The organism is Sphingomonas sp., assembly GCF_042095875.1.
Classification (GTDB): domain Bacteria; phylum Pseudomonadota; class Alphaproteobacteria; order Sphingomonadales; family Sphingomonadaceae; genus Sphingomonas.
Map to the genome: position 1 here is coordinate 48,109 of NZ_JBELMJ010000004.1, position 22,696 is coordinate 70,804.

19 protein-coding genes are annotated in these 22,696 nt (G+C 72.2%); 9 read left to right on the forward strand and 10 right to left on the reverse strand.

The genetic code is table 11. From position 1 onward, the window contains the following. The first annotated feature begins 57 nt into the window (after window positions 1-57). From ACFDS6_RS02625 to ACFDS6_RS02655, 7 genes are all read left to right on the forward strand, one after another. Entirely contained in the window at window positions 58-1,218 is a 1,161-nt protein-coding gene (locus tag ACFDS6_RS02625; RefSeq protein ID WP_375270553.1) for an aldose epimerase family protein, read from the forward strand. A 31-nt stretch (window positions 1,219-1,249) separates the two neighbouring features. Further along, the gene (locus tag ACFDS6_RS02630) at window positions 1,250-3,046 is read left to right on the forward strand and encodes an IlvD/Edd family dehydratase (RefSeq protein WP_375270554.1); all 1,797 of its coding nucleotides are present in this window, start codon (window positions 1,250-1,252) and stop codon (window positions 3,044-3,046) included. 107 nt (window positions 3,047-3,153) lie between these two features. Continuing rightward, window positions 3,154-4,557 carry a DUF4139 domain-containing protein gene (locus ACFDS6_RS02635; RefSeq protein ID WP_375270619.1) on the forward strand — a complete coding sequence of 468 codons (1,404 nt, stop codon included), beginning with the start codon at window positions 3,154-3,156 and terminating at the stop codon, window positions 4,555-4,557. After that, on the forward strand, window positions 4,557-6,086 hold the full coding sequence (locus ACFDS6_RS02640; protein ID WP_375270555.1) for a DUF4139 domain-containing protein: 1,530 nt from the start codon (window positions 4,557-4,559) through the stop codon (window positions 6,084-6,086). Before ACFDS6_RS02635 ends, ACFDS6_RS02640 begins: the two co-directional genes overlap by 1 nt. A gap of 67 nt (window positions 6,087-6,153) precedes the next feature. After that, a complete protein-coding gene (locus ACFDS6_RS02645; protein ID WP_375270556.1) occupies window positions 6,154-7,134 on the forward strand; it encodes an aldo/keto reductase in 981 nt (326 codons plus the stop codon). Next, entirely contained in the window at window positions 7,131-7,757 is a 627-nt protein-coding gene (locus ACFDS6_RS02650; RefSeq protein ID WP_375270557.1) for a nicotinamidase, read from the forward strand. The genes ACFDS6_RS02645 and ACFDS6_RS02650 overlap by 4 nt, the downstream gene beginning before the upstream one ends. 34 nt (window positions 7,758-7,791) lie before the next feature. Further along, window positions 7,792-10,095: a hypothetical protein gene (locus ACFDS6_RS02655; protein ID WP_375270558.1), complete on the forward strand. Its 2,304-nt coding sequence runs from the start codon at window positions 7,792-7,794 to the stop codon at window positions 10,093-10,095. Window positions 10,096-10,117: 22 nt separating this feature from the next. Here ACFDS6_RS02655 and ACFDS6_RS02660 read toward each other — a convergent pair whose 3' ends face one another. The 5 genes from ACFDS6_RS02660 to rpiB are packed head-to-tail and all read right to left on the reverse strand — an operon-like array spanning window position 10,118 to window position 13,251. After that, a complete protein-coding gene (locus ACFDS6_RS02660) occupies window positions 10,118-10,870 on the reverse strand; it encodes an RNA methyltransferase (RefSeq protein WP_375270559.1) in 753 nt (250 codons plus the stop codon). Further along, window positions 10,867-11,328, reverse strand: a complete 462-nt coding sequence (gene nrdR, locus ACFDS6_RS02665; protein WP_375270560.1) for a transcriptional regulator NrdR — start codon at window positions 11,326-11,328, stop codon at window positions 10,867-10,869. Before nrdR ends, ACFDS6_RS02660 begins: the two co-directional genes overlap by 4 nt. Before the next feature lie 2 nt (window positions 11,329-11,330). Next, window positions 11,331-11,504, reverse strand: a complete 174-nt coding sequence (locus tag ACFDS6_RS02670) for a hypothetical protein (RefSeq protein ID WP_375270561.1) — start codon at window positions 11,502-11,504, stop codon at window positions 11,331-11,333. Window positions 11,505-11,509: 5 nt separating this feature from the next. Next, a complete protein-coding gene (gene glyA / locus ACFDS6_RS02675) occupies window positions 11,510-12,820 on the reverse strand; it encodes a serine hydroxymethyltransferase (RefSeq protein WP_375270562.1) in 1,311 nt (436 codons plus the stop codon). Next, complete coding sequence (rpiB, locus tag ACFDS6_RS02680; protein WP_375270563.1) at window positions 12,817-13,251, reverse strand: ribose 5-phosphate isomerase B; 435 nt, start codon at window positions 13,249-13,251, stop codon at window positions 12,817-12,819. The genes glyA and rpiB overlap by 4 nt, the downstream gene beginning before the upstream one ends. Window positions 13,252-13,363: 112 nt before the next feature. Here rpiB and ACFDS6_RS02685 point away from each other — a divergent pair, with 112 nt between their 5' ends. After that, window positions 13,364-13,843: a hypothetical protein gene (locus ACFDS6_RS02685; protein WP_375270564.1), complete on the forward strand. Its 480-nt coding sequence runs from the start codon at window positions 13,364-13,366 to the stop codon at window positions 13,841-13,843. Here ACFDS6_RS02685 and ACFDS6_RS02690 read toward each other — a convergent pair. The 5 genes from ACFDS6_RS02690 to ACFDS6_RS02710 form a co-directional block, all read right to left on the reverse strand. Further along, window positions 13,828-14,700: an HpcH/HpaI aldolase/citrate lyase family protein gene (locus ACFDS6_RS02690; protein WP_375270565.1), complete on the reverse strand. Its 873-nt coding sequence runs from the start codon at window positions 14,698-14,700 to the stop codon at window positions 13,828-13,830. The two genes, ACFDS6_RS02685 and ACFDS6_RS02690, sit on opposite strands and share 16 nt — an antisense overlap. Window positions 14,701-14,793: 93 nt before the next feature. Beyond that, window positions 14,794-16,317 carry an acetyl-CoA acetyltransferase gene (locus tag ACFDS6_RS02695; RefSeq protein ID WP_375270566.1) on the reverse strand — a complete coding sequence of 508 codons (1,524 nt, stop codon included), beginning with the start codon at window positions 16,315-16,317 and terminating at the stop codon, window positions 14,794-14,796. Continuing rightward, on the reverse strand, window positions 16,302-17,105 hold the full coding sequence (locus tag ACFDS6_RS02700) for an enoyl-CoA hydratase-related protein (RefSeq protein WP_375270567.1): 804 nt from the start codon (window positions 17,103-17,105) through the stop codon (window positions 16,302-16,304). Before ACFDS6_RS02700 ends, ACFDS6_RS02695 begins: the two co-directional genes overlap by 16 nt. Before the next feature lie 11 nt (window positions 17,106-17,116). Further along, on the reverse strand, window positions 17,117-19,480 hold the full coding sequence (locus ACFDS6_RS02705; protein ID WP_375270568.1) for a CoA transferase: 2,364 nt from the start codon (window positions 19,478-19,480) through the stop codon (window positions 17,117-17,119). 176 nt (window positions 19,481-19,656) lie between these two features. Beyond that, window positions 19,657-20,127, reverse strand: a complete 471-nt coding sequence (locus ACFDS6_RS02710) for a YaiI/YqxD family protein (protein ID WP_375270569.1) — start codon at window positions 20,125-20,127, stop codon at window positions 19,657-19,659. A 109-nt stretch (window positions 20,128-20,236) separates the two neighbouring features. Here ACFDS6_RS02710 and ACFDS6_RS02715 point away from each other — a divergent pair, with 109 nt between their 5' ends. Then, entirely contained in the window at window positions 20,237-22,408 is a 2,172-nt protein-coding gene (locus ACFDS6_RS02715; RefSeq protein WP_375270570.1) for a transglycosylase domain-containing protein, read from the forward strand. Window positions 22,409-22,696 lie beyond the last annotated feature (288 nt).

Sequence of the window (22,696 nt, forward strand, 5' to 3'; positions counted from 1 at the left end):
TTTGTCCGACTATATAAAGCCCAAGCGGCGCGTCAACGCCGTTGGAGGGGACTTTCTATGCGCCGACACGCACGCCTGACCACCCATTTCGTCGCCGCCGCGTGCGCGCCCGTGCTGGTGGGCGGGTTCGTCTCCGCCGCTGAGGCCGCGACCGCGAAGCGCGAAGCGTTCGGCGCCTTGTCCGACGGTACCCGGATCGACGCGGTGGTGCTGACCGGCAGGAACGGCGTCAGCGCGCGCGTCATCACGCTGGGCGCGACCTTGCAGGCGCTGAACGCGCCCGACCGCGCCGGGAAAGTCGCGGACGTGACGCTCGGCTACGACGACGCGGCGAGCTACATCGACCGGCCCAACTTCTGGGGGCAGACGGTCGGGCGCTACGCCAACCGGATCGCGGGCGGGCGCTTCACGCTCGACGGCAAGCAGTTCCAGCTGCCGCTCAACGACAAGACCAATTCGCTCCACGGCGGGACCACCGGCTTCGACAAGCGCGTGTGGCGGATCAGCGACGTGTCGGAGAAGAACGGGGTCGCGCGCGTCGCGATGACGCTGACCAGCCCGGCGGGCGACCAGGGTTATCCCGGCACGCTCGCGGTCACCGTCACCTACATGCTGGACGACCGCGGCGCGCTGACCATCGACTATGACGCGAGGACCGACGCGCCGACGATCGTCAACATGACCAACCACGCGCTGTTCAACATGGCGGGCGAGGGACAGCCGGGCGCGCTGGCGCAGCGGATGACGATACCCGCGAGCCGCTACACCCCCGTCAACGCCGCGCTGATCCCGACCGGCGCGCTCGCACCGGTGGCGGGCACGCCGTTCGACTTCCGCACGGCCCGCGCGATCGACGAGGTGGTGCGCGACGGGCGCGATCCGCAGATCGTCATCGGGCGCGGGATCGACCATAATTTCGTGCTCGACGGCGGGCGCAGCGCCGAGCCGAAGCTGGCGGTCCGGCTGGAGGACCCAGGCTCGGGCCGCGTGCTGGAGGTGTTGACCGACCAGCCGGGGGTGCAGGTCTACACCGGCAACTTCCTCGACGGCGCGCTGGTGGGCAAGAGCGGGCACCTCTACCGCATGGGTGACGGCGTCGCGCTGGAGCCGCAGCTGTTCCCCGACACGCCCAACCAGCCCGCGTTCGGCTCGGCGCGGGTCGATCCGGGCAAGCCGTACCACCACCGCATGATCTACCGCGTCTCCGTCGCGCGCTGATCCGCACCGTTTCACGCGAGAATATTCTTCGATGACCGACAAGCCCGTCACCAAGCTGCGTTCCCGCGCCTGGTTCGACAATCCCGACAACATCGACATGACGTCGCTGTACCTGGAGCGGTACCTGAACTTCGGGCTCAGCCTGGAGGAATTGCGCTCGGGCAAGCCGATCATCGGCATCGCGCAGACCGGCAGCGACCTGTCGCCGTGCAACCGCCACCACCTGGTGCTGGCGGAGCGCGTGCGCGAGGGCATTCGCGAGGCGGGCGGCATCGCGCTAGAATTCCCGGTCCACCCGATCCAGGAAACGGGCAAGCGCCCGACCGCCGGGCTCGACCGCAACCTCGCCTATCTCGGGCTGGTCGAGGCGATCTACGGCTACCCGCTCGACGGCGTGGTGCTGACCACCGGCTGCGACAAGACGACGCCCGCGCTCTTGATGGCGGCCGCCACCGTCAACCTGCCCGCGATCGCGCTGTCGGTCGGGCCGATGCTCAACGGCTGGCACAAGGGCGAGCGCACCGGGTCGGGCACGATCGTGTGGAAGGGCCGGCAGATGCTGGCGGCGGGCGAGATCGACGACGAAGGCTTCATCAAGCTGGTCGCCTCGTCGGCGCCGTCGACCGGTTACTGCAACACCATGGGCACCGCGACGACGATGAACAGCCTCGCCGAGGCGCTGGGCATGATGCTGCCGGGCTCCGCCGCGATCCCCGCACCCTACCGCGACCGGCAGGAGGTGGCGTGGCGCACCGGCAAGCGCATCGTCGACATGGTGCACGAGGACCTGAAACCCTCCGACATCATGACGCGCGAGGCGTTCCTGAACGCGATCGTGGTCAATTCGGCGATCGGCGGGTCGACCAACGCGCCGATTCACCTGGCGGCGATCGCGCGCCACGTCGGCGCGGAGCTCGCGCTCGAAGACTGGCAGACGCACGGCCACAAGGTGCCGCTGCTGGTCAACCTGCAACCCGCGGGCGAGTATCTGGGCGAGGATTACTACCGCGCCGGCGGCGTGCCCGCGGTGGTCGCGCAGCTGATGCGTCACGGGCTGATCCACGAGGGCGTGATGACGGTCAACGGCCAGACTATGGGCGACAATTGCCGCGACGTCGCGATCGAGGACGAGCGCGTCATCCGCCCGTTCGAGCAGCCGCTGGTCGAGGAAGCCGGCTTCATCGTGCTGCACGGCAATCTGTTCGACGCCGCGGTGATGAAGACCAGCGTGATCGGGCCGGAGTTCCGCGAACGCTACCTGTCCAACCCCGACGATCCCAACGCGTTCGAGGGGCCGGCCGTGGTGTTCGACGGACCGGAGGATTACCACCGCCGCATCGACGACCCCGCAACCCGCATCACCGCGGACACGCTGATGTTCATGCGCGGCGCGGGGCCGATCGGCTATCCGGGCGCCGCCGAGGTCGTCAACATGCGCCCGCCCGCCTATCTGATCCGCGAGGGGGTTCACGCGCTGCCGTGCATCGGCGACGGGCGGCAGTCGGGCACCTCGGCCTCGCCGTCGATCCTGAACGCCAGCCCCGAGGCGGCGGCGGGCGGCGCGCTGGCGCTGATCCGCAGCGGCGACCGCGTGCGGATGGACCTGAACACGGGCACCGTGAACGTGCTGATCGGCGACGAGGAGCTCGCCGAGCGGCGGCGCCGGCTGGAGGAAGCCGGCGGCTTCGCCTACCCGGCCTCGCAGACGCCGTGGCAGGCGATGCAGCGCGCGGTGGTGGGCCAGATGAACACCGGCGCGATCCTGGAAGGCGCGGAGCAGTTCCAGCGCATCGCGCAAACCGCCGGGCTGCCGCGCGATAACCACTGATCGTTGACCTGGCCGCGCGACGCGGCATCCATTGCGTCGCGCGGCGAAGCCTCGCATGATGCTGGCGCAGGGGGGGACGGAACATGCGGGAGATCTGGGCGGGCGCGATGATGCTGGCGTGGCCGGTGGCGGCGGACGCGCAGCAGCCGCCCGCGACCGTTCCGCCGCCCGCCGCCGCACCCGGCGCGAACAGCGCGCAGGGAGATTTGTCCGTCGCGATCTACAACAACGACGTCGCGCTGATCCAGGACGTGCGCACGCTCAACCTCGCCAACGGACGCGTGCGGCAGGACTTTCCCGACGTGTCGGCGCAGATCCGCGCGGAAACGGTATCGCTGTCGGTGCCCGACGCGACGATCGTCGAGCAGAATTTCGACTACGATCTGCTCAGCCCGACGAGCCTGATGGAGAAAGCGGTCGGCGAAACGATCACCATGATCCGCACCAACCCCGCGACCGGCGCGGAAACGCGCGAGCGCGCGCGGGTGCTGGCGGTCAACGGCGGCGTGGTGCTCGACATCGCGGGCCGGATCGAGGTGCTGCGCGACGACGGGCTGCCGGTGCGCGCGGTGTTCGACCGCGTGCCCGACAGCCTGCGCGCGCGCCCGACGCTGTCGGTGACGCTGGCGAGCACGCGCAGCGGCGCGCGGCCCGCGCGGCTGTCGTACCTGAGCCGAGGGCTGGGCTGGAGCGCCGATTACGTGGCGCTGTTCGACGACAAGAGCGGCCGCGTCGACGTGCAGGGCTGGGTGACGCTGCGCAACACCAGCGGCACAACGTTCAACGATGCGCGTACCCTGCTGGTCGCGGGCGAGGTCGGCGGGTCCGACGACGGCGACGATTACCGCCCGCGCCCGCGCCGTCCGGTCAGGATGCAGGCGGGCACCGAGGCGTCGTCGCGCGAGCAGCTCGGCGACTTCTACCTCTATCCGCTAGCCGAGCGGACCACGATCGCGGACAAGCAGACCAAGCAGGTCAGCTTCCTCGACGTGAAGGGTGCGGCGGCGAGTTCGGGCTACCGGTTCGAGAACGCGTGGCTCGGCAGCAGCGACGAGCCGCGCGGCGCGCAGAGCGTGCTGCGCTTCGCCAATTCGGGTGCGGCGGGCCTGGGTGATGCGCTGCCCGCGGGTGTGGTGCGCGTCTACGTCCGCGACGCGCGCGGGCAGCCGCAGTTCATCGGCGAGAACCGCATCGACCACACGCCGCAGGGCTCGACGATCGCGCTGCCGACCGGCGACGCGTTCGACGTCAAGGTGCAGCCGACCACGTTGTCGCGCACGCGCCAGGGGAGCGGGCGCTGGCGCACGCAGGTCCGCTATCGCCTGACCAACGCGCGGGCGCGCGGCGTCACGGTGGAGCTGGTGCAGAACGGGCTCGACTGGGCCGACACCCGCGTGATCGAGGAGAGCCGACCGAGCGAGCGCCCCAGCGCGGGTAGTGCGCGGTGGCAGGTGCCGGTGCCCGCCAACGGGGAAGCGGTGGTGACCGCGACGTTCGACACGCGCTACTGATGCGCCGGCTGCTCGCGCCGTGGCTGTTCGCGGCGGCCTGGCCCGGCGCCGCCGCGGCGCAGGCGGTGGTGACCTCGCCCGCGCCCGACCGCGTCGCGCTGACCGTGTACCGCGCGCCCGATGCCCGCGGCGCGATCGACCTAGGCCAGCTCGGCGGGTTCGCGCTGGTCACCGAGCTGCGGCGCGTGCGGCTGCCGCGCGGCCCCGCGGTGCTGCGGCTGGAGGGCGTGGCCGACGGGATCGTCCCGGTCAGCGCCTTGGTCGAGAATCTGCCCGGCGGCGTGGCCGAGAAGAACCGCGACGCGCGGCTGCTGTCGCCCGCCGCGCTGATCGACGGAACGCTCGGGCGGCAGGTGACGCTGACCCGCACCGACCGCGCCACGGGAGCCGTGACCAGCGAGCAGGCGACGATCGTCGCCGCGCCGGCGAGCGGTGCGGGGCCGCGCACCAGGGTCGGCGGCGTGGTGCTGCGCACCGCGGCGGGCATCGAGACGTTGCGCTGCGCCGGCCTGGCCGAACGGCTGAGCTTCGCGGGCGTGCCGGCGGGACTGTCGAGCAAGCCGGTGCTGAGCGTCGCGACGAACAGCCCGCGCGCGCGCACCGTGACGGTGCGGGTCAGCTATCTGGCATCGGGGTTCGACTGGCGCGCGAGCTACGTCGCGACCGTCGCCGCGGACGGCCGCGCGCTCGACCTGTTCGCGTGGCTGACGCTCGCCAACGGAAATCCGGAGACGTTCGCGCGCGCCGAGGTGTCTGCGGTCGCGGGGCGGCTCAACCGTGTCGCCCCGCCGTCGCTGCGGCGCGCGATGGAGACGCTGTCGCTGCGCTGCTTCCCGCTCGGCACCACTACCTCCGACCTGCCCGAGGAGACGTTCGAGCCGGCGGAGGAGATCGTGGTGACGGGCTCGCGGATGGCCGCGATGTTCGCGCCGCCGCCACCTCCCCCGCCGCCGGCACCGCCACCGCCCCCGCCACCCGAGGACCTGGGCGACCTCAAGCTGTACCGTGTGCCGGAGGCCGTGACGGTGTCGCCGCGCGGGCAGAAGCAGGTCGCGCTGCTCGCGCGGACCGCCGTGCCGTTCGAGCGACGCTATCGCCTGCATGTGTTACCCTATCAGGCGATCGCGTCGTCGCCGACCGCGATCGTGCTGCGCGTGCGCAACAGCGAGGACGACCGACTCGGTATCGCGCTGCCATCGGGCAGCGCCGCTACCTACGCGCAGGGGGGCGGCGAGCGGCTGCTGCTCGGGCTCGGTGCGCTGGGCGACCGCGCGGAGGGCGAGACGTTCCGCCTCGCGGCGGGCACCAGCGCACAGGTGCTGGTCGAGCAGGTGACCACCGCGCCCAAGGAGGCGGTGCTGCGCGCCAGCAACGCCGGCCGCGCACCCGCGACGCTCGACGTGCCGATCGGTGTCGCCGGGCAGAAGATCACCAGCGACGACTCCGGCCTCGCGCAGGTCGACGGGGTCGCCACCTGGACGGTGACGCTGCCGCCGGGCGGTCGCGCCGAATTGCGCTACCGCTTTTGACGATCGAGGCGAGAACCACGCGGCCTCTGGATCGTTGAGCGCGCACCAGGCGAAGCGGGGAGTGACGATGGACTATACCAAGCTCGGCCAGACCGGCCTCGACGTGTCGCGCCTGTGCCTGGGGTGCATGACCTTCGGCGTGCCCGATCGCGGCAACCACGCCTGGACGCTCGACGAGGAGGCGAGCCGCCCGATCCTGCGCCGCGCGATGGAGGCGGGGATCAACTTCTTCGACACCGCCAACGTCTATTCCGACGGCACGTCGGAGGAGATCGTCGGGCGCGCGCTGAAGGAATTCACGCGCCGCGAGGAGGTGGTGATCGCGAGCAAGGTCCACGGCCGGATGCGCCCGGGTCCGAACGGCGCGGGGCTCAGCCGCAAGGCGATCATGACCGAGATCGACGCGAGCCTCACCCGGCTCGGCACCGACTACGTCGACCTCTATCAGATTCACCGCTTCGATTACGACGTCCCGATCGAGGAAACGCTCGAAGCGCTGCACGACGTCGTGAAGGCGGGCAAGGCACGCTACATCGGCGCGTCGTCGATGTACGCATGGCAGTTCGCGACCATGCTCCACGTCGCCGAGGCGAACGGCTGGACGCGGTTCGCCACCATGCAGAACTACCTCAACCTGCTCTACCGCGAGGAGGAGCGCGAGATGCTGCCTTTGTGCGACGCGGAAGGCATCGGCGTGATCCCGTGGAGCCCGCTGGCGCGCGGGCGGCTGACGCGCGACTGGGACGACACGACCGAGCGGTCCGAGACCGACGAATTCGGCAAGACGCTGTACGCGCACACCGCCGACGCCGACCGCCGCGTCGTCGAGGAAGTCGCCGCGATCGCCGCCGAGCGCGGCGTGCCGCGCGCGCAGGTCGCGCTCGCCTGGGTGCTCGCCAAGTCCGAGGTGTCCGCGCCGATCGTCGGCGCGTCGAAGGCCGCGCACCTGGACGATGCGATCGCCGCGCTGGAATTGGGGCTGACCGAGGGCGAGATCGCGCGGCTGGAGGCGCCCTACGTTCCGCACGCCGTGGTGGGGTTCAGGTGATCGCCGCGACCGACGCGCTCGTCATCGTCGACCCGCAGATCGACTTCTGCCCCGGCGGCAGCCTGGCGGTGACGGGCGGCGACGCGGTGATGGCGCCGATCGCCGCGCTGTCGCGGCGGTTCGCGCACGTCGTCGTGACGCAGGACTGGCACCCGGCGGGGCACTTGTCGTTCGCGAGCAGCCAACCGGGCAGACAGCCGTTCGAGACGATCGCGATGCCTTACGGCGAGCAGGTGCTGTGGCCCGACCATTGCGTCCAGGGCACGCCCGGTGCCGACTTCCACCCGGCGATCGCCGACGCGGTGGCGCGTGCCGACCTGATCGTGCGCAAGGGAGCGAACCCCGTGGTCGACAGCTATTCCGCCTTCTTCGAGAACGATCGCGCGACGCGTACCGGTCTTGCGGGCGCGCTGCGCGACCGCGGCGTGACGCGCTGCGTGTTCGTCGGGCTCGCCTACGACTTCTGCGTCGCCTGGTCCGCGCTCGACGCGCGCGCTGAGGGGTTCGAGGCGGTGGTGCTGAGGGAGCACGCGCGCGCCATCGCGATGCCGCGTCCACGCGGAACCAGCGTCGACGCGGCGGAGGAGCAGTTCGCCGCGCGCGGTGTCGCCGCCAGCATGTGATTGCGCGCGGGGACGCGGGCGGTAAAGCAGCGGCGTGCGCTCGCTTCTCTCGCTCGCCGCGCTGCTGTTCGCCGCGCCCGCCGCCGCGCAGGGCAATGCATTCGACCTGACCGGGCCGTCGCTGCGCGTGACGGTCACGCACGCGGGCGCCACGCTGCCGCTATCGCAGGTGCCCAATCTCTCCGCGGGCGACCGGCTGCGCGTGTCCGCCGCGCTGCCCGCCGATCAGGGCGCGCACTACCGCATGGTGCTCGCCTTCCTGCGCGGCGCGACCAACCCGCCGCCCGAGCAGTGGCTGAGCGAGGCGCGCACCTGGAAGCCGAAGGAGGCGACCATCGACGCGGTCGTGCCCGCGGGCGCGCAGCAGGCGGTCGTGTTCCTGGTGCCCGACACCGGCGGCGCCTTCTCCGCGATCAAGTCGGCGGTGCGCCAGCGCCCCGGCGCGTTCGTGCGCGCGTCGCAGGACCTCAATCAGGCGATGCTCGACCGTACCCGGCTGGAGGCGTTCGTGTCACAGCTGCGCCACCGCTCGGCCGACGAGGTCGCGCAATTGTCGCCGGTGCTGGCGCGCAGCTTGGCGGTGAAGCTCGACCCCACGTGCGTGCAACCCGGCGAGGACTCCCGCGCCGCCTGCCTGACGCCGGGGCAGAGCGCGGCGGTGCTCGCCGACGCGCAGACCAGCTCGATCGCCCAGACGCTTTCGGGCGCGCCCGCGAACATCGCGCTGCAACTCGCCGCCACGCCGCAGGCGGGCTACGGTTACTACAGCGCCTATATCGGCGTATTCCGCGACCTGGCGCGGATGCTGGGCGCGTTCCAGTCGGCGCAGCTGCAGTTCATCCCGGCGCTGAACGTGCAACGCGGTGACACCACCGACCTGCTGCTCAACACCGTGCCGTCGTTCCGCAAGCCGCAGTCGGTGCTGGTCGCGGCGCTGCCCACGGTGTCGCCGCCCGCGCGTCCGCCGCTGGAGGCGGGCACGCGCGACGCCTTGTGCCTGGCGCGCCCGCAGCTGGTGTTGCCGGTGACGGGCGCGCCGCTGCTGTTCTCGACCAGCTACGCGCGCGACATGCGGCTGCGCGTGACGACACAGGCCGGCGCGGTCGACCTGCCCGTCACCGCCGACGCGGCGCGCGGCGGCTTCGTGGTCGGCGACGATCGCCCGGCGATGACGCCCGAGGCCGCCATGACCGGCCGGCTGCACGGATCGTGGGGGTTCGCCGCGTTTGACGGCCCCGAGTTCCGGCTCGCCGCCGCGACCGCGAGCAACTGGAGCGCGGGCGACGCGACGTTGGTGGTCGGGCGCGACACGCCGCTGACGCTGACCGGGGGCGCGGCGGCGTGCGTCGCCGAGGTGCGGCTGGAGCGCGGCGGCGCCGAGCGCGCGGTGCCGTTCGAGGGCACGGGCGACGCGCTCGCGCTCAAGGTGCCGCTCGTCGGCCTCAAGCCCGGGCCGCTGGTGCTGAGCATCCGCAGCCACGGCGTCGCCGAGCCGCAGCGCCTGACGCTCAGCGCCTACGCCGAGGCGAGCCGGATCGACGGATTCGTGCTCCACGCGGGCGACCGCGCGGGCGTGCTGCGCGGCACGCGGCTCGACCAGGTCGCCGCGCTCGACGTCGCCGGCACCATGTTCCGCCCCGGCGCGCTGACGCGCGAGGGAAGCAGCGACCGGCTGACGCTCGGCGCCGAGGCGGCGTCGTTCCGCGCCGGTCAGACGCCCGCCGCGCGCGCGACGCTGGCGGACGGGCGCAGCGTGGCGGTCGCCGTCACGATCGCCCCGCCCCGCCCCGCCGCGACGCTGATCGGCCGCTCGGTCGCGCCGGCCGCGTCCGCGGTGCCAATCCGATTGTCGGGCGATCGCGTCGCGCAGGACGCGCGCGTCACCTTCTCGCTGCGCGCCGACGCGGGCACCGGCTTCGCCGCGGGTGACATGGTCGAGGTCAGGGCGGGCGCGAGCAGCGTGCGCTTGCCGCTGCGGTTGCAGGACGCGCGGGTCGCATTGGCGACGCTCGATCCGGCGGCGCTGGGCGACGCGGCGCGAGGGAGCCTCGACTACCGCGTGGTGCGCGGCGACGTCGCGGGCGACTGGCGCGCGCTCGCCACGTTGGTCCGCCTGCCGCAGTTGCGCGCGCTCACCTGCGCGGACGCAACGTGCCGGGTCAGCGGCGACGGGCTGTTCCTGCTGCGCAGCATCGGCGGGGTCGACCTGCCCGACGGCTTCACCGGCGCGACGATCGAATTTCCTCGCGCCGAGACAACGGCGCTGACGCTGCGCGACGATCCCACCGCCACCGCGACGATCGACCTGCCCGCGGCGAAGGCGTCGGGCGCGGACTGACGATCGCCCGCGCCCAGCGCGGTCAGCGACGCGCCTTCTTGCCCGCCAGCGCGGAGAGCACGCCACGCATCGTGCGCACCTCCTGGCTCGACCACGCGGGCTTGGTCAGCATGGTACGGATCGTCCGCTTAGAGGTCGGCACGCGGTCTGGCGGGAAGAAGAAGTTCGCCTCCTCCAGCATTGCGTCCAGCTGCCCGATCATGCCCTCCAGCTCGCCCTGCGGCGCGGGCGGGTCGAGTTCGACGTCGGGCGGGCTGGCGAGCGCGACGTGCTTCGACCATTCGTAGGCGACCAGGATCACCGCCTGCGCGAGGTTCAGGCTGCCGAACTCGGCGTTGATCGGCACCGTCACGATGGTGCGCGCCAGCGCGACGTCGTCCGTCTCCAGCCCCGAGCGCTCGGGACCGAACAGGATCGCCGAACCGCCCGGCTCGGCGTGGATGGCGCGCGCGGCGACCTCGGGCGTCACGACCGGCTTGGTGACGCCGCGCTTCCTCACCGTGGTCGCGTAGACGTGCGCGCGGTCGGCGACCGCGTCCGCCACCGTGTCGAACACGCGCGCGCGTTCCAGCACCACGTCCGCGCCCGACGCGGCGGGACCGGCGGCGGGGTTGGGCCAGCCGTCGCGCGGGGATACGAGCCGCAGGTCGGTCAGCCCGAAATTGAGCATCGCGCGCGCGGCCTTGCCGATATTCTCGCCCAGCTGCGGGCGCACGAGCACGATCGCAGGAGGCGGTACGGTACCGCCGGCCGCAGGCGGGGACACGTCGCTCATCCGCGCGCCGCTTCCTCGACGCTGCCGGCGAATTCCTCGAAATCGCGCGCCTCGCTGAAATCGCGGTACACGCTCGCGAAACGGATATAGGCGACCGAGTCGAGCACCTTCAGCCCATCCATCACCATCTCGCCGATCCGCTTGGAAGTGACCTCGCCGTCGCCGGTCGTCTCCAGTTGGCGCTGGATGCCGCTGACCAGTTTCTCGATCCCCAGCGCGTCGATCGGGCGCTTGCGCGCGGCGATCGAGACCGAGCGGAGCAGCTTCTCGCGGTCGAACGGCTCGCGCCGGTGCTCGCTCTTGACCACCACCAGGTCGCGCAACTGGATCCGCTCAAACGTCGTGAAGCGCGCGGCGCAGCCCTCGCACTGGCGACGGCGCCGGATCGCGGCGCCGTCGTCGGTCGGGCGACTGTCCTTTACCTGGCTGGCCTCATGGCCGCAGAACGGACAGCGCAATCTTAGCCCTTGCGCTTCGCATAGGCGACCGCGGCGCCGGCGAGCGCGCCAAAGATCGGTCCGACCACCGGCACGGGGATCGCGATGATCGCGCCCACCGCGCTGTACTTCGCCATCTTCTTGCCCAGCCCCGGCGTGGTCTTGATCTCGCCCTGGATTTCATCGAACTTCGACACGTGCATCACCCTTCGTAGATCGGAAAGCGTGCGCACAGGTTGCGCACCCGGTCACGAACGTTCGCCTCGACGTCCGGGTCCCCGTGCTCGCCCTTCTTCGCCAGACCGTCGAGCACGTCGGCGACCATGTGGCCAATCTCGCGGAATTCGGCCGGGCCGAACCCGCGCGTGGTGCCCGCGGGTGAGCCGACGCGGATGCCGCTGGTCTTGACCGGGGGCAGCGGATCGTTGGGAATGCCGTTCTTGTTGCAGGTGATGCCCGCACGCTCCAGCGCCTCGTCCGCGTCGCGCCCGGTGACGCCTAGCGGGGTCAGGTCGACCAGCGCCAGATGCGTGTCGGTGCCGCCCGAGACGAGGTCGGCGCCGCGCTCCTTCATCGTCGCGGCGAGCACCTTGGCATTCTCGACCACCGCCGCCGCATACGCCTTGAAGTCGGGGCGCAGCGCCTCGCCGAACGCGACCGCCTTGGCGGCGACGACGTGCATCAGCGGACCACCCTGCAGCCCCGGGAACACCGCCGAGTTGATCTTCTTGGCTACGCCCTCGTCATCGGTCATCACCATGCCGCCGCGGGGCCCACGCAGCGTCTTATGCGTGGTGGTGGTGACGACGTGCGCGTGGCCGAACGGCGTCGGGTGGACGCCGCCCGCGACTAAACCGGCGAAATGCGCCATGTCGACCATGAAGGTCGCGCCGACCTTGTCCGCGATGGCGCGGAAGCGCGCGAAGTCGATGTGGCGCGGATAGGCCGATCCGCCGGTGATCAGGATGCGCGGCTTGTGCTCAATCGCCAGCGCCTCGACCTGGTCGTAGTCGATCAGGTGCGTGTCGGCCGACACGCCGTACTGTACCGCGTTGAACCACTTGCCGCTCATCGCCGCGCGCGCGCCGTGCGTCAGGTGTCCGCCCGCATCGAGGCTCAGCCCCATGATCGTATCGCCCGGCTTGGCGAGCGCAAGCATCACCGCGCCGTTCGCCTGCGCGCCCGAGTGCGGCTGGACGTTGACGTAGCCGCAGCCGAACAACTGCTTGGCGCGCTCGATCGCCAGCATTTCGACCTCGTCCGACGGCGCACAGCCCTGGTAGTAGCGCTTGCCCGGATAGCCCTCGGCGTATTTGTTGGTGAAGACGCTGCCCTGCGCCTCCAGCACCGCGCGGCTGACGATGTTCTCGCTCGCGATCAACTCGATCTGCGTCTGCTCGCGCGTCAGCTCGTGCTCGATCCCGGCGAACACCGCCGCGTCGGCGTCGGCCAGGCCGCGGGTGAAGAAGCCGTCTGGCTGGACGTCGTTGGCGACGATGGGATTGCTGCTCATGCGGGGTCCTTCAGCTTGTCGACGCGCGCGCAGTGGCGGCCGCCGAGAAAATCGGTGGACAGGAACGCGGACACGCAGGCGCGCGCCATCTCGGGGCCGATCAGCCGCGCGCCCATCGCGATCGCGTTGGCGTCGTTGTGGCTGCGCGCGAGGCTCGCCGACATCGGCTCGGCGACGAGCGCGCAGCGCACCGCCGGATTGCGATTGGCCGCGATCATGATGCCGATCCCCGATCCGCACAGCGCGATCCCGCGCTCGGCGCGCCCGTCCGCCAGTGCGTCGGCCAGCGCGTAGCCGTAGTCGGGATAGTCGACGCTGGCCTGATCGTGCGTGCCGAGATCGAGCAATTCATGCCCCTCGTCGCGCAGCCACTGGACGAGATCGGCCTTCATTGAGACGGCCGCGTGATCGGATGCGATGACGATGCGCAAAGGAGGTGGACGCCTTCGTGGTCGATAGGATCGGGATGCGCCGCCCTTTACCCCGGCGCGCGCGCGAGCGCTACCCGGAACGCTTGCCCGCGCCGCCGTGTTTGGGACGGCGATGAAACAGTTCGCTCCGACCGCCGCCCTCATCCTGTCGCTCGCCGCCTGCAACGGCGCGCCGCCGTCGACGACCGCCAACAGCATGACCAGCATGGGTGCGATCGAGCCCGCGGCGGACAATATCGCCGCGCCTGTCGCGACGCCGGCACCGATCGCGGCGCCCATGCCAACTGCGTCTCTCACCATCGCGAAGACCGCGCGCGATTATGCCGGCCGCTGGATCGGAGTCGAGGGCACGATGCTGACGGTGAAGCCGACCGGCGCGGCGACCGTCGACCTCGACATGCGCTGGGGCCTCGACGCCGACATGGCCGGCACCTACCCCGCGACCGTGACGCCCGACGGGCTGCGCTTCACCCGCGGTGGCGAGACGCTGCTGCTGCGCCCGAGCGACGGCGACGCCACCGGGCTCAAGTGGCTCGCGGGCAAGAAGAACTGCCTGACCGTGAAGCCGGGCGAGGGTTACTGCCGCGCCTGAACCGCGGCGGCGAGCGCCAGCGTGCGACGCGCCTCCTCCAGGTGGAGCCGCTCGACCATCTTGCCCTCGACGCGGATCGCGCCGCGCGGGGCGTGCTCGGGGAGGTCGAAGGCGGCGACGATCTTCTCCGCCCAGGCGACCTCCTCGTCCCTGGGCGAGAACACGCGGTTGGCGGCGGCAATCTGCGCCGGGTGGATCAGCGTCTTGCCGTCGAACCCCCATTCGAGCCCCTGCGCGCACTCCGCCGCGATCGCGTCCTGATCGTCGAGCACGTTGCTGACGCCGTCGAGCGCGACCAGCCCCGCCATCCGCGCGGCGAGCACCACCTGCGCGAGGATCGGCAGCAGCGGCGCGCGCGTCGCACCTGGGCGGCAGCGCAGTTCCTTGGCGAGGTCGTTGGTCCCGACCACCAGCGCGGCGAGCCCGACCTCGCGGCTCGCGTCGACGATCTCGGGTAGATTTACGACACCGCGCGCGGTCTCGACCATCGCCCATAACGGCGTGTCGTCGCCCAGCGCCTGCCGCGCCGCGCGCAGCGTCGCCACGTCGGACACCTTGGGCAGCAGCACCGCGTCCGCCCCGCTCCCCCGCAGCGCCGCCAGATCGTCCGCGCCCCACTCGGTGTCGAGCGCGTTGGCGCGCACCACCAGCTCGCGGTGCCCGAACCCGCCCGCGCGCACGGCGGCGACCGCCGCATCCCGCGCGGCCGCCTTCTGCTCGGGCGCGACCGCGTCCTCCAGGTCCAGGATCACGACATCGCACGGCAGGTCGCGCGCTTTCTCCACCGCGCGCGCGTTCGACGCGGGCATGTAGAGCGCGCTGCGCCGCGGGCGGATCGACGCGGCGGGATCGGTCATCTGCTGTCTCCGTCATGGCCGGCACGGGCGGGATCGCCCGCGCGGCCGGTCACCGTTCGGAGAAGCCATCGCCCCGGTCAAGCCGGGTGGGCCTCACGCCGGCGCGCGCCGCCACACGGACACGTCGCCCGCGCGCGCGATCTCGCCCGGCTGCCCGACCGGCTCGACCACGCCGTCGGTCAGCCACGCGATCAGCGCGAGATCGTCCGCGGGCACGCTGGCGAGCGTGCGCTGCCCCGCGGGCGTGCGCGCCACGACAACGCCCCCCTTCGCCGACCCGCCGCGCGCGTAGAAGACCGTGTAGGTCTCGATCGTCGCCGCGCCGGCGTAATCCTTGTCCAGCGCGGGCACGACCCCGCGCGCCGCGTCGGCCGCCGCCTGCACGTTGAAGTCGTGCGGCGCGCCCGCGCCCGGCAGCGGGTGCGTCGCGAGCACGATCGCGTGGTTGTGGGTCGCGTAGCCGCCGTTGGCGTAGAGCAGCCCGGTCGTGCCCTCGCCGCCGCGCAGGCTGTCGACCATCGCGGCGACCGCATGGCTCATGTAGTTTCCGATCGGCCCGCCGCCGAAGGTCAGCCCGCCGAACACGGTCGCCGCGCCGTCGAGCGGCCAGCCGATCACGCGCCGCGCCATCTTGGGCACGCACGGGAAGCAGGAGTAGAGCTCGACCAGGTCGAGCGTGCCCGCGTCGACCGCGTTCCACGCCAGTGCGTGCTGCAGGCACGCGGTCATGCTGGGCGACGCGTCGTAGCGGTCGCGAGCGAGGAAATCCTCCGGCTCGTGCGCGCTCGCGCCGCGCCCGACAAAGACGATCCGCGCGTCCGCCACGCCGCGCCGCCGCGCCTCCGCCAGGCTGGTGACGATGAACCCCGCGCCCTGGTTGACCGACGAATTGGCGACGGTCAGCTTGGTGTAGGGAAAGGCGATCGGCCGGTTGTCGGCGCCCGGCGTCACGATCTCCTCGGGGGTGCGGCGCGCGTGAAGCCACGCCGCGGGCGTGCGCGCCGCCACTGCCGCGAAGCGCGACCAGAGCTCGCCGGTCTCGCGCTGCCCTTCCGCCAGCGTCTGTCCCCAGGCGGCGCGCGCGGCATTCTCGTACAAGGGGTAGACGTCGACGGGGGCGCTCAGCCCGTACTGGCGGCGATAACCCGGCTTCGCGGCGTCGGTCAGCGTGCGTAGCGGGTTCTGCGACGCGACGTCGGTCCGCGCCGCCGCCGCCGCGCGCGCGCTGGCGGTGCGCAGCGTCTCCGCGCCGACGACGACGGCAATCCGCCCCTCGCCGCGCGCGATCCGGTTCGCCGCTTCGTTCAACAGCAGCACCGGGCTGTCGCCGTTCGGGCCGACCGATTCGTACGCCAGCGCCGGGTGCGCGCCGATCGCGGCGGCGACCTTTCTCGCCAGCGGGTTGTGCGCGCGAAAGCTGATCTGCTGCACCACCGCGACCGAGTCGGCATCGCGCAGCCACCCGCCACCCGCGTCGCGGTCAGCCTCGTCGAGCGCGGCCTGCATCAGCGCGAGCGGCTCCCGCCCATCGGCGGGGTCGTGCGGGCGGTCGTTGACCTGCCCGACGCCGACGATCACCGCGACGCGCTCGGGATCGGCGTTCACGAGGCCGTCCACTCCGGCGCGCGCTTCTCGGCGAAGGCGCGCGGCCCCTCGCGCGAATCGGCGCTTGAGAACACGATGCGCGCCTCCGCCCGGTTCTGCGCCCACGCCGCTTCCTCGTGCGCGACGCGACCGTCGACGATGCCGAGCGCCATGCGCTTCGACGCCTGCACCGATACCGGCGCGTTGGCGACGATCCGCGCGGCGAGCGCCAGCGCGGTGTCGAGCAGCGCGTCGGCTGGGGCAAGCGCGTTGACCAGCCCGAGCGACATCGCGCGCTCCGCGCTGATCGGGTCGCCGGTCAGGATCATCTCGGTCGCGATCTTCTGCGGGATCTGCGCGGGCAGGCGGAACACGCCGCCCGCCGCCGCGAACAGCCCGCGCTTGGGCTCGGGCAGGCCGAAGGTCGCGGTGTCGACCGCGACTACCAGGTCGCAGGCGAGCGCGATCTCCAATCCACCGCCCAGCGCCGACCCGTTGACCGCGGCGATGACCGGGGTGGAGATCGCGTGGCTGACGATCCCGGCGAAGCCCCACGCCTGCTTGGCCACGTCGTCGGGCGCCAGCCGTTCGCCCCGCGACAGCGCGACCAGGTCAGCGCCGGCGCAGAATGCCCTGTCGCCCGCGCCCGTCACGATGACGCAACGGTTGTCCGGGTCGGCGTCCGCCGCCTCCAGCGCGTCGCCCAGCCCCTCGTGCACCGCGGCATTGACCGCGTTGCGTGCCTCGGGCCGGTTGATCGTGACGATCATGACGTGGTCGCGCCGCTCTACCAGCACCGCGTCACCGCCGGATGTCGTCATTTCGCTCCCCCTCACGCCGCGATCTCGATCGTACCTGCCGCGGCGAGCGCGGCGATCTCCGCGTCGCTCAGCGCCAGCCAGTCGGCGAGCACCGCGGCGCTGTGCTCGCCCAGCCACGGTGCCGGGCGCTGCTCGGGTGCCGCCAGCCGCGAGCGCGCGGGCGCGGCCTCGACCGTGATCGGCTGCGCGATCAACGGGTGCGTCGCGTGGCGGAACGTGCCGAGCGCGCCGAACTGCGCCTGCTCGGGCAGCTCGACCACGCGCAGCATCCGCCCGGCGGGCACGCCCGCGCGCTGGAGCAGCGCGGCGGCCTCGTCCGCCGTGCGCGCGCTCGTCCAGGCGATGAGCACGGCGTCGCGCGCCGCCGGATCGGGCTCGTCGATCAGCTCGTCGCGATCGATCGCGCGCGCCAGCGCGTGCCACTCGGCCTCGTCGCGCGCGGTGACGACGACCCACTCGTCGTCGCCCGCGGCCGGGTAGATGCCCCACACGCCGGTACGCTCGGGCTCGGGCTCGGTCACCTCCACCCCCGCCGCGGCGGCGGCGCGGGCGGCGAACTGCGGCGCCAGATGCGCCATCATTACCTCCATCTGGCTGACGCTCGCGCGCCCGCCCGCCCCCGTTCGCATCCGCCGGATCAGCAGCGCCAGCGCGCCCAGTGCGCCCACCCGCGCCGCGACGTGGTCGGGGTAGACCGTCACCGCGTCGGCGAAGCTCGCCGGATCGGCAGGATAGACCCACAGCTTCGACAGCCCCGCCGAGCAGCGCACCAGCGGGCCGTAGCCGCCGCGCCTGCTCCACGGCCCCGTCGCGCCGAACGCCGAGCTGTCGACGCTGACCAGCCGCGGATTGAGCGCGCGCAGCCGATCCGGCGCGAAGCCGAGCGCGTCGAGCGTGCCGGGCTTGAAGTTGGACAAGAGTACGTCGGCCTCCGCCACCAAGCGCGCGAACAGCGCCTGGCCCGCGTCGGCGCGCAGGTCGATCGACAGGCCGCGCTTGTTGCGGTGCCCGGCGGCGAAGGTGATCGAGACCGCCGCGTTGTCGCGCGACTGGCGCTGCCCGTCGGGGAAGGCGCCGTTCTCCACCTTGACCACGTCCGCGCCCAGGTCGGCGAGCAACCGTCCCGTCTCCGCGCCGACGACGATCACCCCCATGTCGAGCACCTTGAGCCCCGCGAGCGGCCGGTCGGCGGCGGGCGGCGGCGTCCAGTGGCCGCGCGGGTGATCGAACGCGACCGCGCCCTCGCTCGGCGTCGGTACGCCGCCGCCCGGTCCCGCGCGTTGCCCGTCGATCTCCAGCGCGCCGTCGGGCATCGGCACCGCCACGCCCGCCATCGAAACGGGCTTGAACGCGCCGCGCGCGACGACCTGCGCGTTTGCGATCCCCTCGTCCAGGTCGAGCAACGCCGCGGCGGGAACGCCGTGCGCCGCCGCTTCCGCCTCGACCTCGGCGCGCGTCTTGTTCGCGAGCAGCGCGGCGATCGCGGGGATCAGGTCGGGCGAGCGGAAGCGCGTCTGCAATTTCTCCCACTCGGGCCCGGCGAACGCCTCGGGCCGCCCCATCCATTCCCACATCCCGCGCCACTGCCGCGGCGCCATGATGCACAGCCGGACGTGGCCGTCGGCGCACGCGACGATCGGATAACGGTGCCGCTCGTCGAAGCGGCCGCGCAACATCTTCCACAGCGGCACGCCCGATTGCGCACTGCCCGCGATTCCGAAACCGGGGTCGAGCGCCGCCATCCCCGCCTCGACCAGCGCGACGTCGACGTGGTCGCCGCGCCCGTCACGCAACCGCTGGATGAACGCCGCCAGCGTGATCACCGCCGCCTGCGTCGCCGCGGCGTGGAGGAACAGCTCGCCCGGCGGCAGCAGCGGCGCGCGGTCGGGCAACCCCGATCGGGACAGCCCGCCGGTCAGCGCGTGGAACACCGGATCGCTCGCGCGCCACGTTCGCCACGGCCCGACCTGCCCGAAGTCGCTCAGCGAGACGACGACCAGCCCGGTGTGACGCGCGGCGCGGCCTGCGGGATCGAGCGCGGCGTGCGCGTCGCTGCCCGGCGCGCTGTTCTCGATCAGGATGTCCGCCGCGGCGAGCAGCGCGTCGAACCCCGGATCACTCACCGCCATCGCCACCGCGCGCTTGCCGAGGTTCGCCGCCGCGAACGACAAGCTCTCGCCGCCCAGCATCGGCCCTTCGCGCCGATCCGCGCCGCCGCCGGCGGGTTCGACGCGGATCACCTCCGCACCCAGATCGGCGAGCAGCCGCGCGGTGTGCGCCATCGTGCCGGACACGCACTCCACCACCCGCACGCCCGCGAGCGGACGGTCGAGCGCGTCCGATTCGCCTGCAACCGGGCGGCTCACCGCGGCCACGCAACTTCGCGCCGCCCGGCGCGCTCCCGACGCAAGGCTAACGCTACCCGGCGGATTGGGTCGTCGTCACCCTTGCTCAGCACCATCGCCGGCTCCTCTCCGCGGCGATCTGGCGTCACCGTGGGCGCGAAACTGGACCAACCGCGGCGACGCTGTCAACGCCTGGATAACAAAAGTTACGCGGGACGACTCCGCGCCACTTTCACCAGCACCGCGTCGAGCGCGTTCAGGAAGCGCGAGCGGTCCGCGGCCGAGAAGGGCGCCGGCCCGCCCAACTGGTCGCCGCCCGCGCGCAGGTCAGCCATGATCGCCCGCGTCGCGATCGCGCCGCCGATCGAGGCGGAGGTGAACGGCTTGCCGGTCGGCGCCAGCACGCTCGCGCCCCGTTTCAGGCAGCGGTCGGCGAGCAGGATGTCGCTCGTCACCACCACGGTCGCTGTGTCGGCGGCCTCCGCGATCCAGTCGTCGGCGGCGTCGAACGCGTCGCCCACCACCACGCGCCGTACCTGCGGATGCGTCGGCACGCGCAGCCACTGGTTGCTGACCACCACGACCGACGCGCCGGTGCGATAGGCGACGCGGTAGATCTCCTCCTTGACCGGACACGCGTCGGCGTCGACCAGGATCGTGACCGTGCCCGCGCTCATCCGCCTGCCCGCCGCGTCGCTTCCGCTGCCCGATGCATCACGCTATCACCCCGCCCTCGCGCCGCCGCTTGCGGCCACTGTCATATCGCTGTAAGTCACCAAGTAAGACATGGACCCATACGACTCAGGCCGCGTCCGGTACAATCACTCGCCGGCCGACGCGCCCCGCGATCCCTGGCGCCCCGCCCCGCCGCCGCCCTCCCCCAACCCGCTGCCGTCGTTCGACGCGTGGCAGGATGAGCCGTCGCGAGGGTATGGCGCCTCAGGCGATGGGGACGGTGGCGGGAACGAGCCGCCGCGCCGCCGCCGCATCCGCTGGGGCAGGTGGCTGGTGCGCGGCACCGCCGCGGGGATCGTGCTGTTCATCCTGGCGGTGATCTGGCTCGCGGTCACCGCGCCCTTGTCGCAGTCGTTGAAGCCGCCCACCCCGCCCTCGATCACGCTGACCGACGCCGGCGGTCAGCCGATCGCGCGACGCGGCGCGATCATCGGCGCGCCCGTCGACGCGTCCACGCTGCCGCCGCACGTGCGCGAGGCGTTCGTCGCGATCGAGGATCGTCGCTTCTTCTCGCACTGGGGCATCGACCCGCGGGGGATCGCGCGCGCGGCGTGGCACAACATGCGCGGCGGCGGGGTGCGCGAGGGCGGCTCGACCATTACGCAGCAGCTGGCGAAGAACGCCTTCCTCGATTCCGACCGCACCGCCGCGCGCAAGATCCGCGAGGTCGCGATCGCCTTCTGGCTTGAGGCGTGGCTGTCGAAGAACGAGATCCTCTCGCGCTATTTGTCGAACGTTTATTTCGGCGACAACGTCTACGGCCTCACCGCGGCGTCGCAGCACTACTTTGGCCGCCGCCCGCAGAACCTCAACGTCGGACAAGCGGCGATGCTCGCGGGCCTCGTCAAGGCACCCTCGCGCCTTGCCCCCACCGGCAATCTCGCCGGCGCGCGCAAGCGGCAGGCGGTGGTGATCGGCGCGATGGAGGACGCAGGCTTCCTCACCCACCGCGAGGCTGAGGCCGTGCAGCCGCAGCGCGTGCTCGCCAGAACCGCGCAATCGGTCCCGACCGGCACCTATTTCGCTGACTGGGTGCTGCCCAGCGCGCGCGACCAGGCCGGCGAGATCCGCGACGAGACCAGGGTCCGCACCACGCTCGACCGCAAGCTGCAGGCGACCGCCGAACGCGTGATCCGCCAGGCGGGGCTGAAGAAGGCGCAGGCCGCGCTGGTCGCGATGCGCCTCGACGGCGAGGTCGTCGCGATGGTCGGCGGCAAGAGTTACGCCGACTCGGCGTTCAACCGCGCGACACAGGCGAAGCGCCAGCCGGGCTCCACCTTCAAACTGTTCGTCTACCTCGCCGCGATCCGCGCTGGCATGACGCCCGCCTCCACCGTGCTCGACGAGCCGGTCGAGATCGCGGGATGGAAGCCCAAGAACGACGACGGCCGCTACCTCGGCGAGATCACGCTCGCGCGCGCCTTCGCGCGTTCCTCCAACGTCGCCGCCGCGCGGCTGACGCAGCAGGTCGGCGTGCGCCAGGTCATCAAGGCCGCGCGCGACCTCGGCATCTCGACCCCGATCGCCAACGAGGCGACGATCGGGCTCGGCACGTCGGAGGTGTCGCTGCTCGAACTCACCGCCGCCTACGCCGGGATCGCCAACGGGCGCTATCCGGTCGAGGCGCACGGCCTGCGCGAGACCGCGGGCAACAAGGGCTGGTTCGAGTCGTTGACCGGCGGGCAGAAGACGATGCCCGAGGAGCAGCGCGCGGCGATGCTGTCGCTGCTGTCCTCCTCGATCCGCGGCACCGGGCGGCAGGCGGCGCTGTCGGTACCCGGCTACGGCAAGACCGGCACCTCGCAATCGGGGCGCGACGCGTGGTTCATCGGCTTCGCGGGCGACCTGGTCGTCGGCGTCTGGGTTGGCAACGACGACAATTCGCCCAACCCCGGCCTCCACGGCGGCGGCATCCCCGCGCAGATCTGGCGCAACTTCATGCAATCCGCGCTCGACATCCAGCCGGTCGTGAAGCCCGTCGTGGTCGAGGAGAATGCGATCGATCCTGAGGCCGCGATCGGCAACGGCGATCCGGTCGGCGACCTGATCGGCGGCGCGGTCGACCAGACCGCCGATCGCCTGCGCGATCTCGGCGTCGACATCCGCCAGTCGGAGGACGGCTCGCTGATCGTCGGCCCCGCCGGCAGCCGCGGCCCGCCCCCCAGCGCGCGCGAGGACCGCCGCGCGGCCGACGAGGATGAGGACGGCGGCGGCGAGGAGTAGCGGGAGGCGGCGCAGCAACGCTCGCGCTTCCCCCTCCCGGCACCTCCGTCATTCGGACCTTCATGACATTTCTCGACCGTCACCTCGGACCTGATCCGGGGTTCCACTACCCTCGGGACGTCTGAAGCAGCGCACGAACGCCCCCCTTCCGTCATCCCGGGCTCGACCCGGGATCCCGCTACTTCTTGCCCCGGGACTCGAACGTAGCCGACGTCCCAAGCCTCGCCCTGCGGCGCCGAACCGCTTGCCGCCACCCACGACGAACCCGGACCCGCCGCCCGCACGTTA

What these genes read in the sequence shown, in the direction of transcription:
- ACFDS6_RS02715 (WP_375270570.1), top strand. Translation starts at nt 20,237, where the DNA reads ATGGACCCATACGACTCAGGCCGCGTCCGGTACAATCACTCGCCGGCC.
- glyA (WP_375270562.1), bottom strand. Translation starts at nt 12,820, where the DNA reads ATGAGCAGCAATCCCATCGTCGCCAACGACGTCCAGCCAGACGGCTTC.
- ACFDS6_RS02685 (WP_375270564.1), top strand. Translation starts at nt 13,364, where the DNA reads ATGAAACAGTTCGCTCCGACCGCCGCCCTCATCCTGTCGCTCGCCGCC.
- ACFDS6_RS02645 (WP_375270556.1), top strand. Translation starts at nt 6,154, where the DNA reads ATGGACTATACCAAGCTCGGCCAGACCGGCCTCGACGTGTCGCGCCTG.
- ACFDS6_RS02625 (WP_375270553.1), top strand. Translation starts at nt 58, where the DNA reads ATGCGCCGACACGCACGCCTGACCACCCATTTCGTCGCCGCCGCGTGC.
- ACFDS6_RS02630 (WP_375270554.1), top strand. Translation starts at nt 1,250, where the DNA reads ATGACCGACAAGCCCGTCACCAAGCTGCGTTCCCGCGCCTGGTTCGAC.
- ACFDS6_RS02660 (WP_375270559.1), bottom strand. Translation starts at nt 10,870, where the DNA reads ATGAGCGACGTGTCCCCGCCTGCGGCCGGCGGTACCGTACCGCCTCCT.
- ACFDS6_RS02710 (WP_375270569.1), bottom strand. Translation starts at nt 20,127, where the DNA reads ATGAGCGCGGGCACGGTCACGATCCTGGTCGACGCCGACGCGTGTCCG.
- ACFDS6_RS02690 (WP_375270565.1), bottom strand. Translation starts at nt 14,700, where the DNA reads ATGACCGATCCCGCCGCGTCGATCCGCCCGCGGCGCAGCGCGCTCTAC.
- ACFDS6_RS02640 (WP_375270555.1), top strand. Translation starts at nt 4,557, where the DNA reads ATGCGCCGGCTGCTCGCGCCGTGGCTGTTCGCGGCGGCCTGGCCCGGC.
- ACFDS6_RS02635 (WP_375270619.1), top strand. Translation starts at nt 3,154, where the DNA reads ATGATGCTGGCGTGGCCGGTGGCGGCGGACGCGCAGCAGCCGCCCGCG.
- ACFDS6_RS02700 (WP_375270567.1), bottom strand. Translation starts at nt 17,105, where the DNA reads ATGACGACATCCGGCGGTGACGCGGTGCTGGTAGAGCGGCGCGACCAC.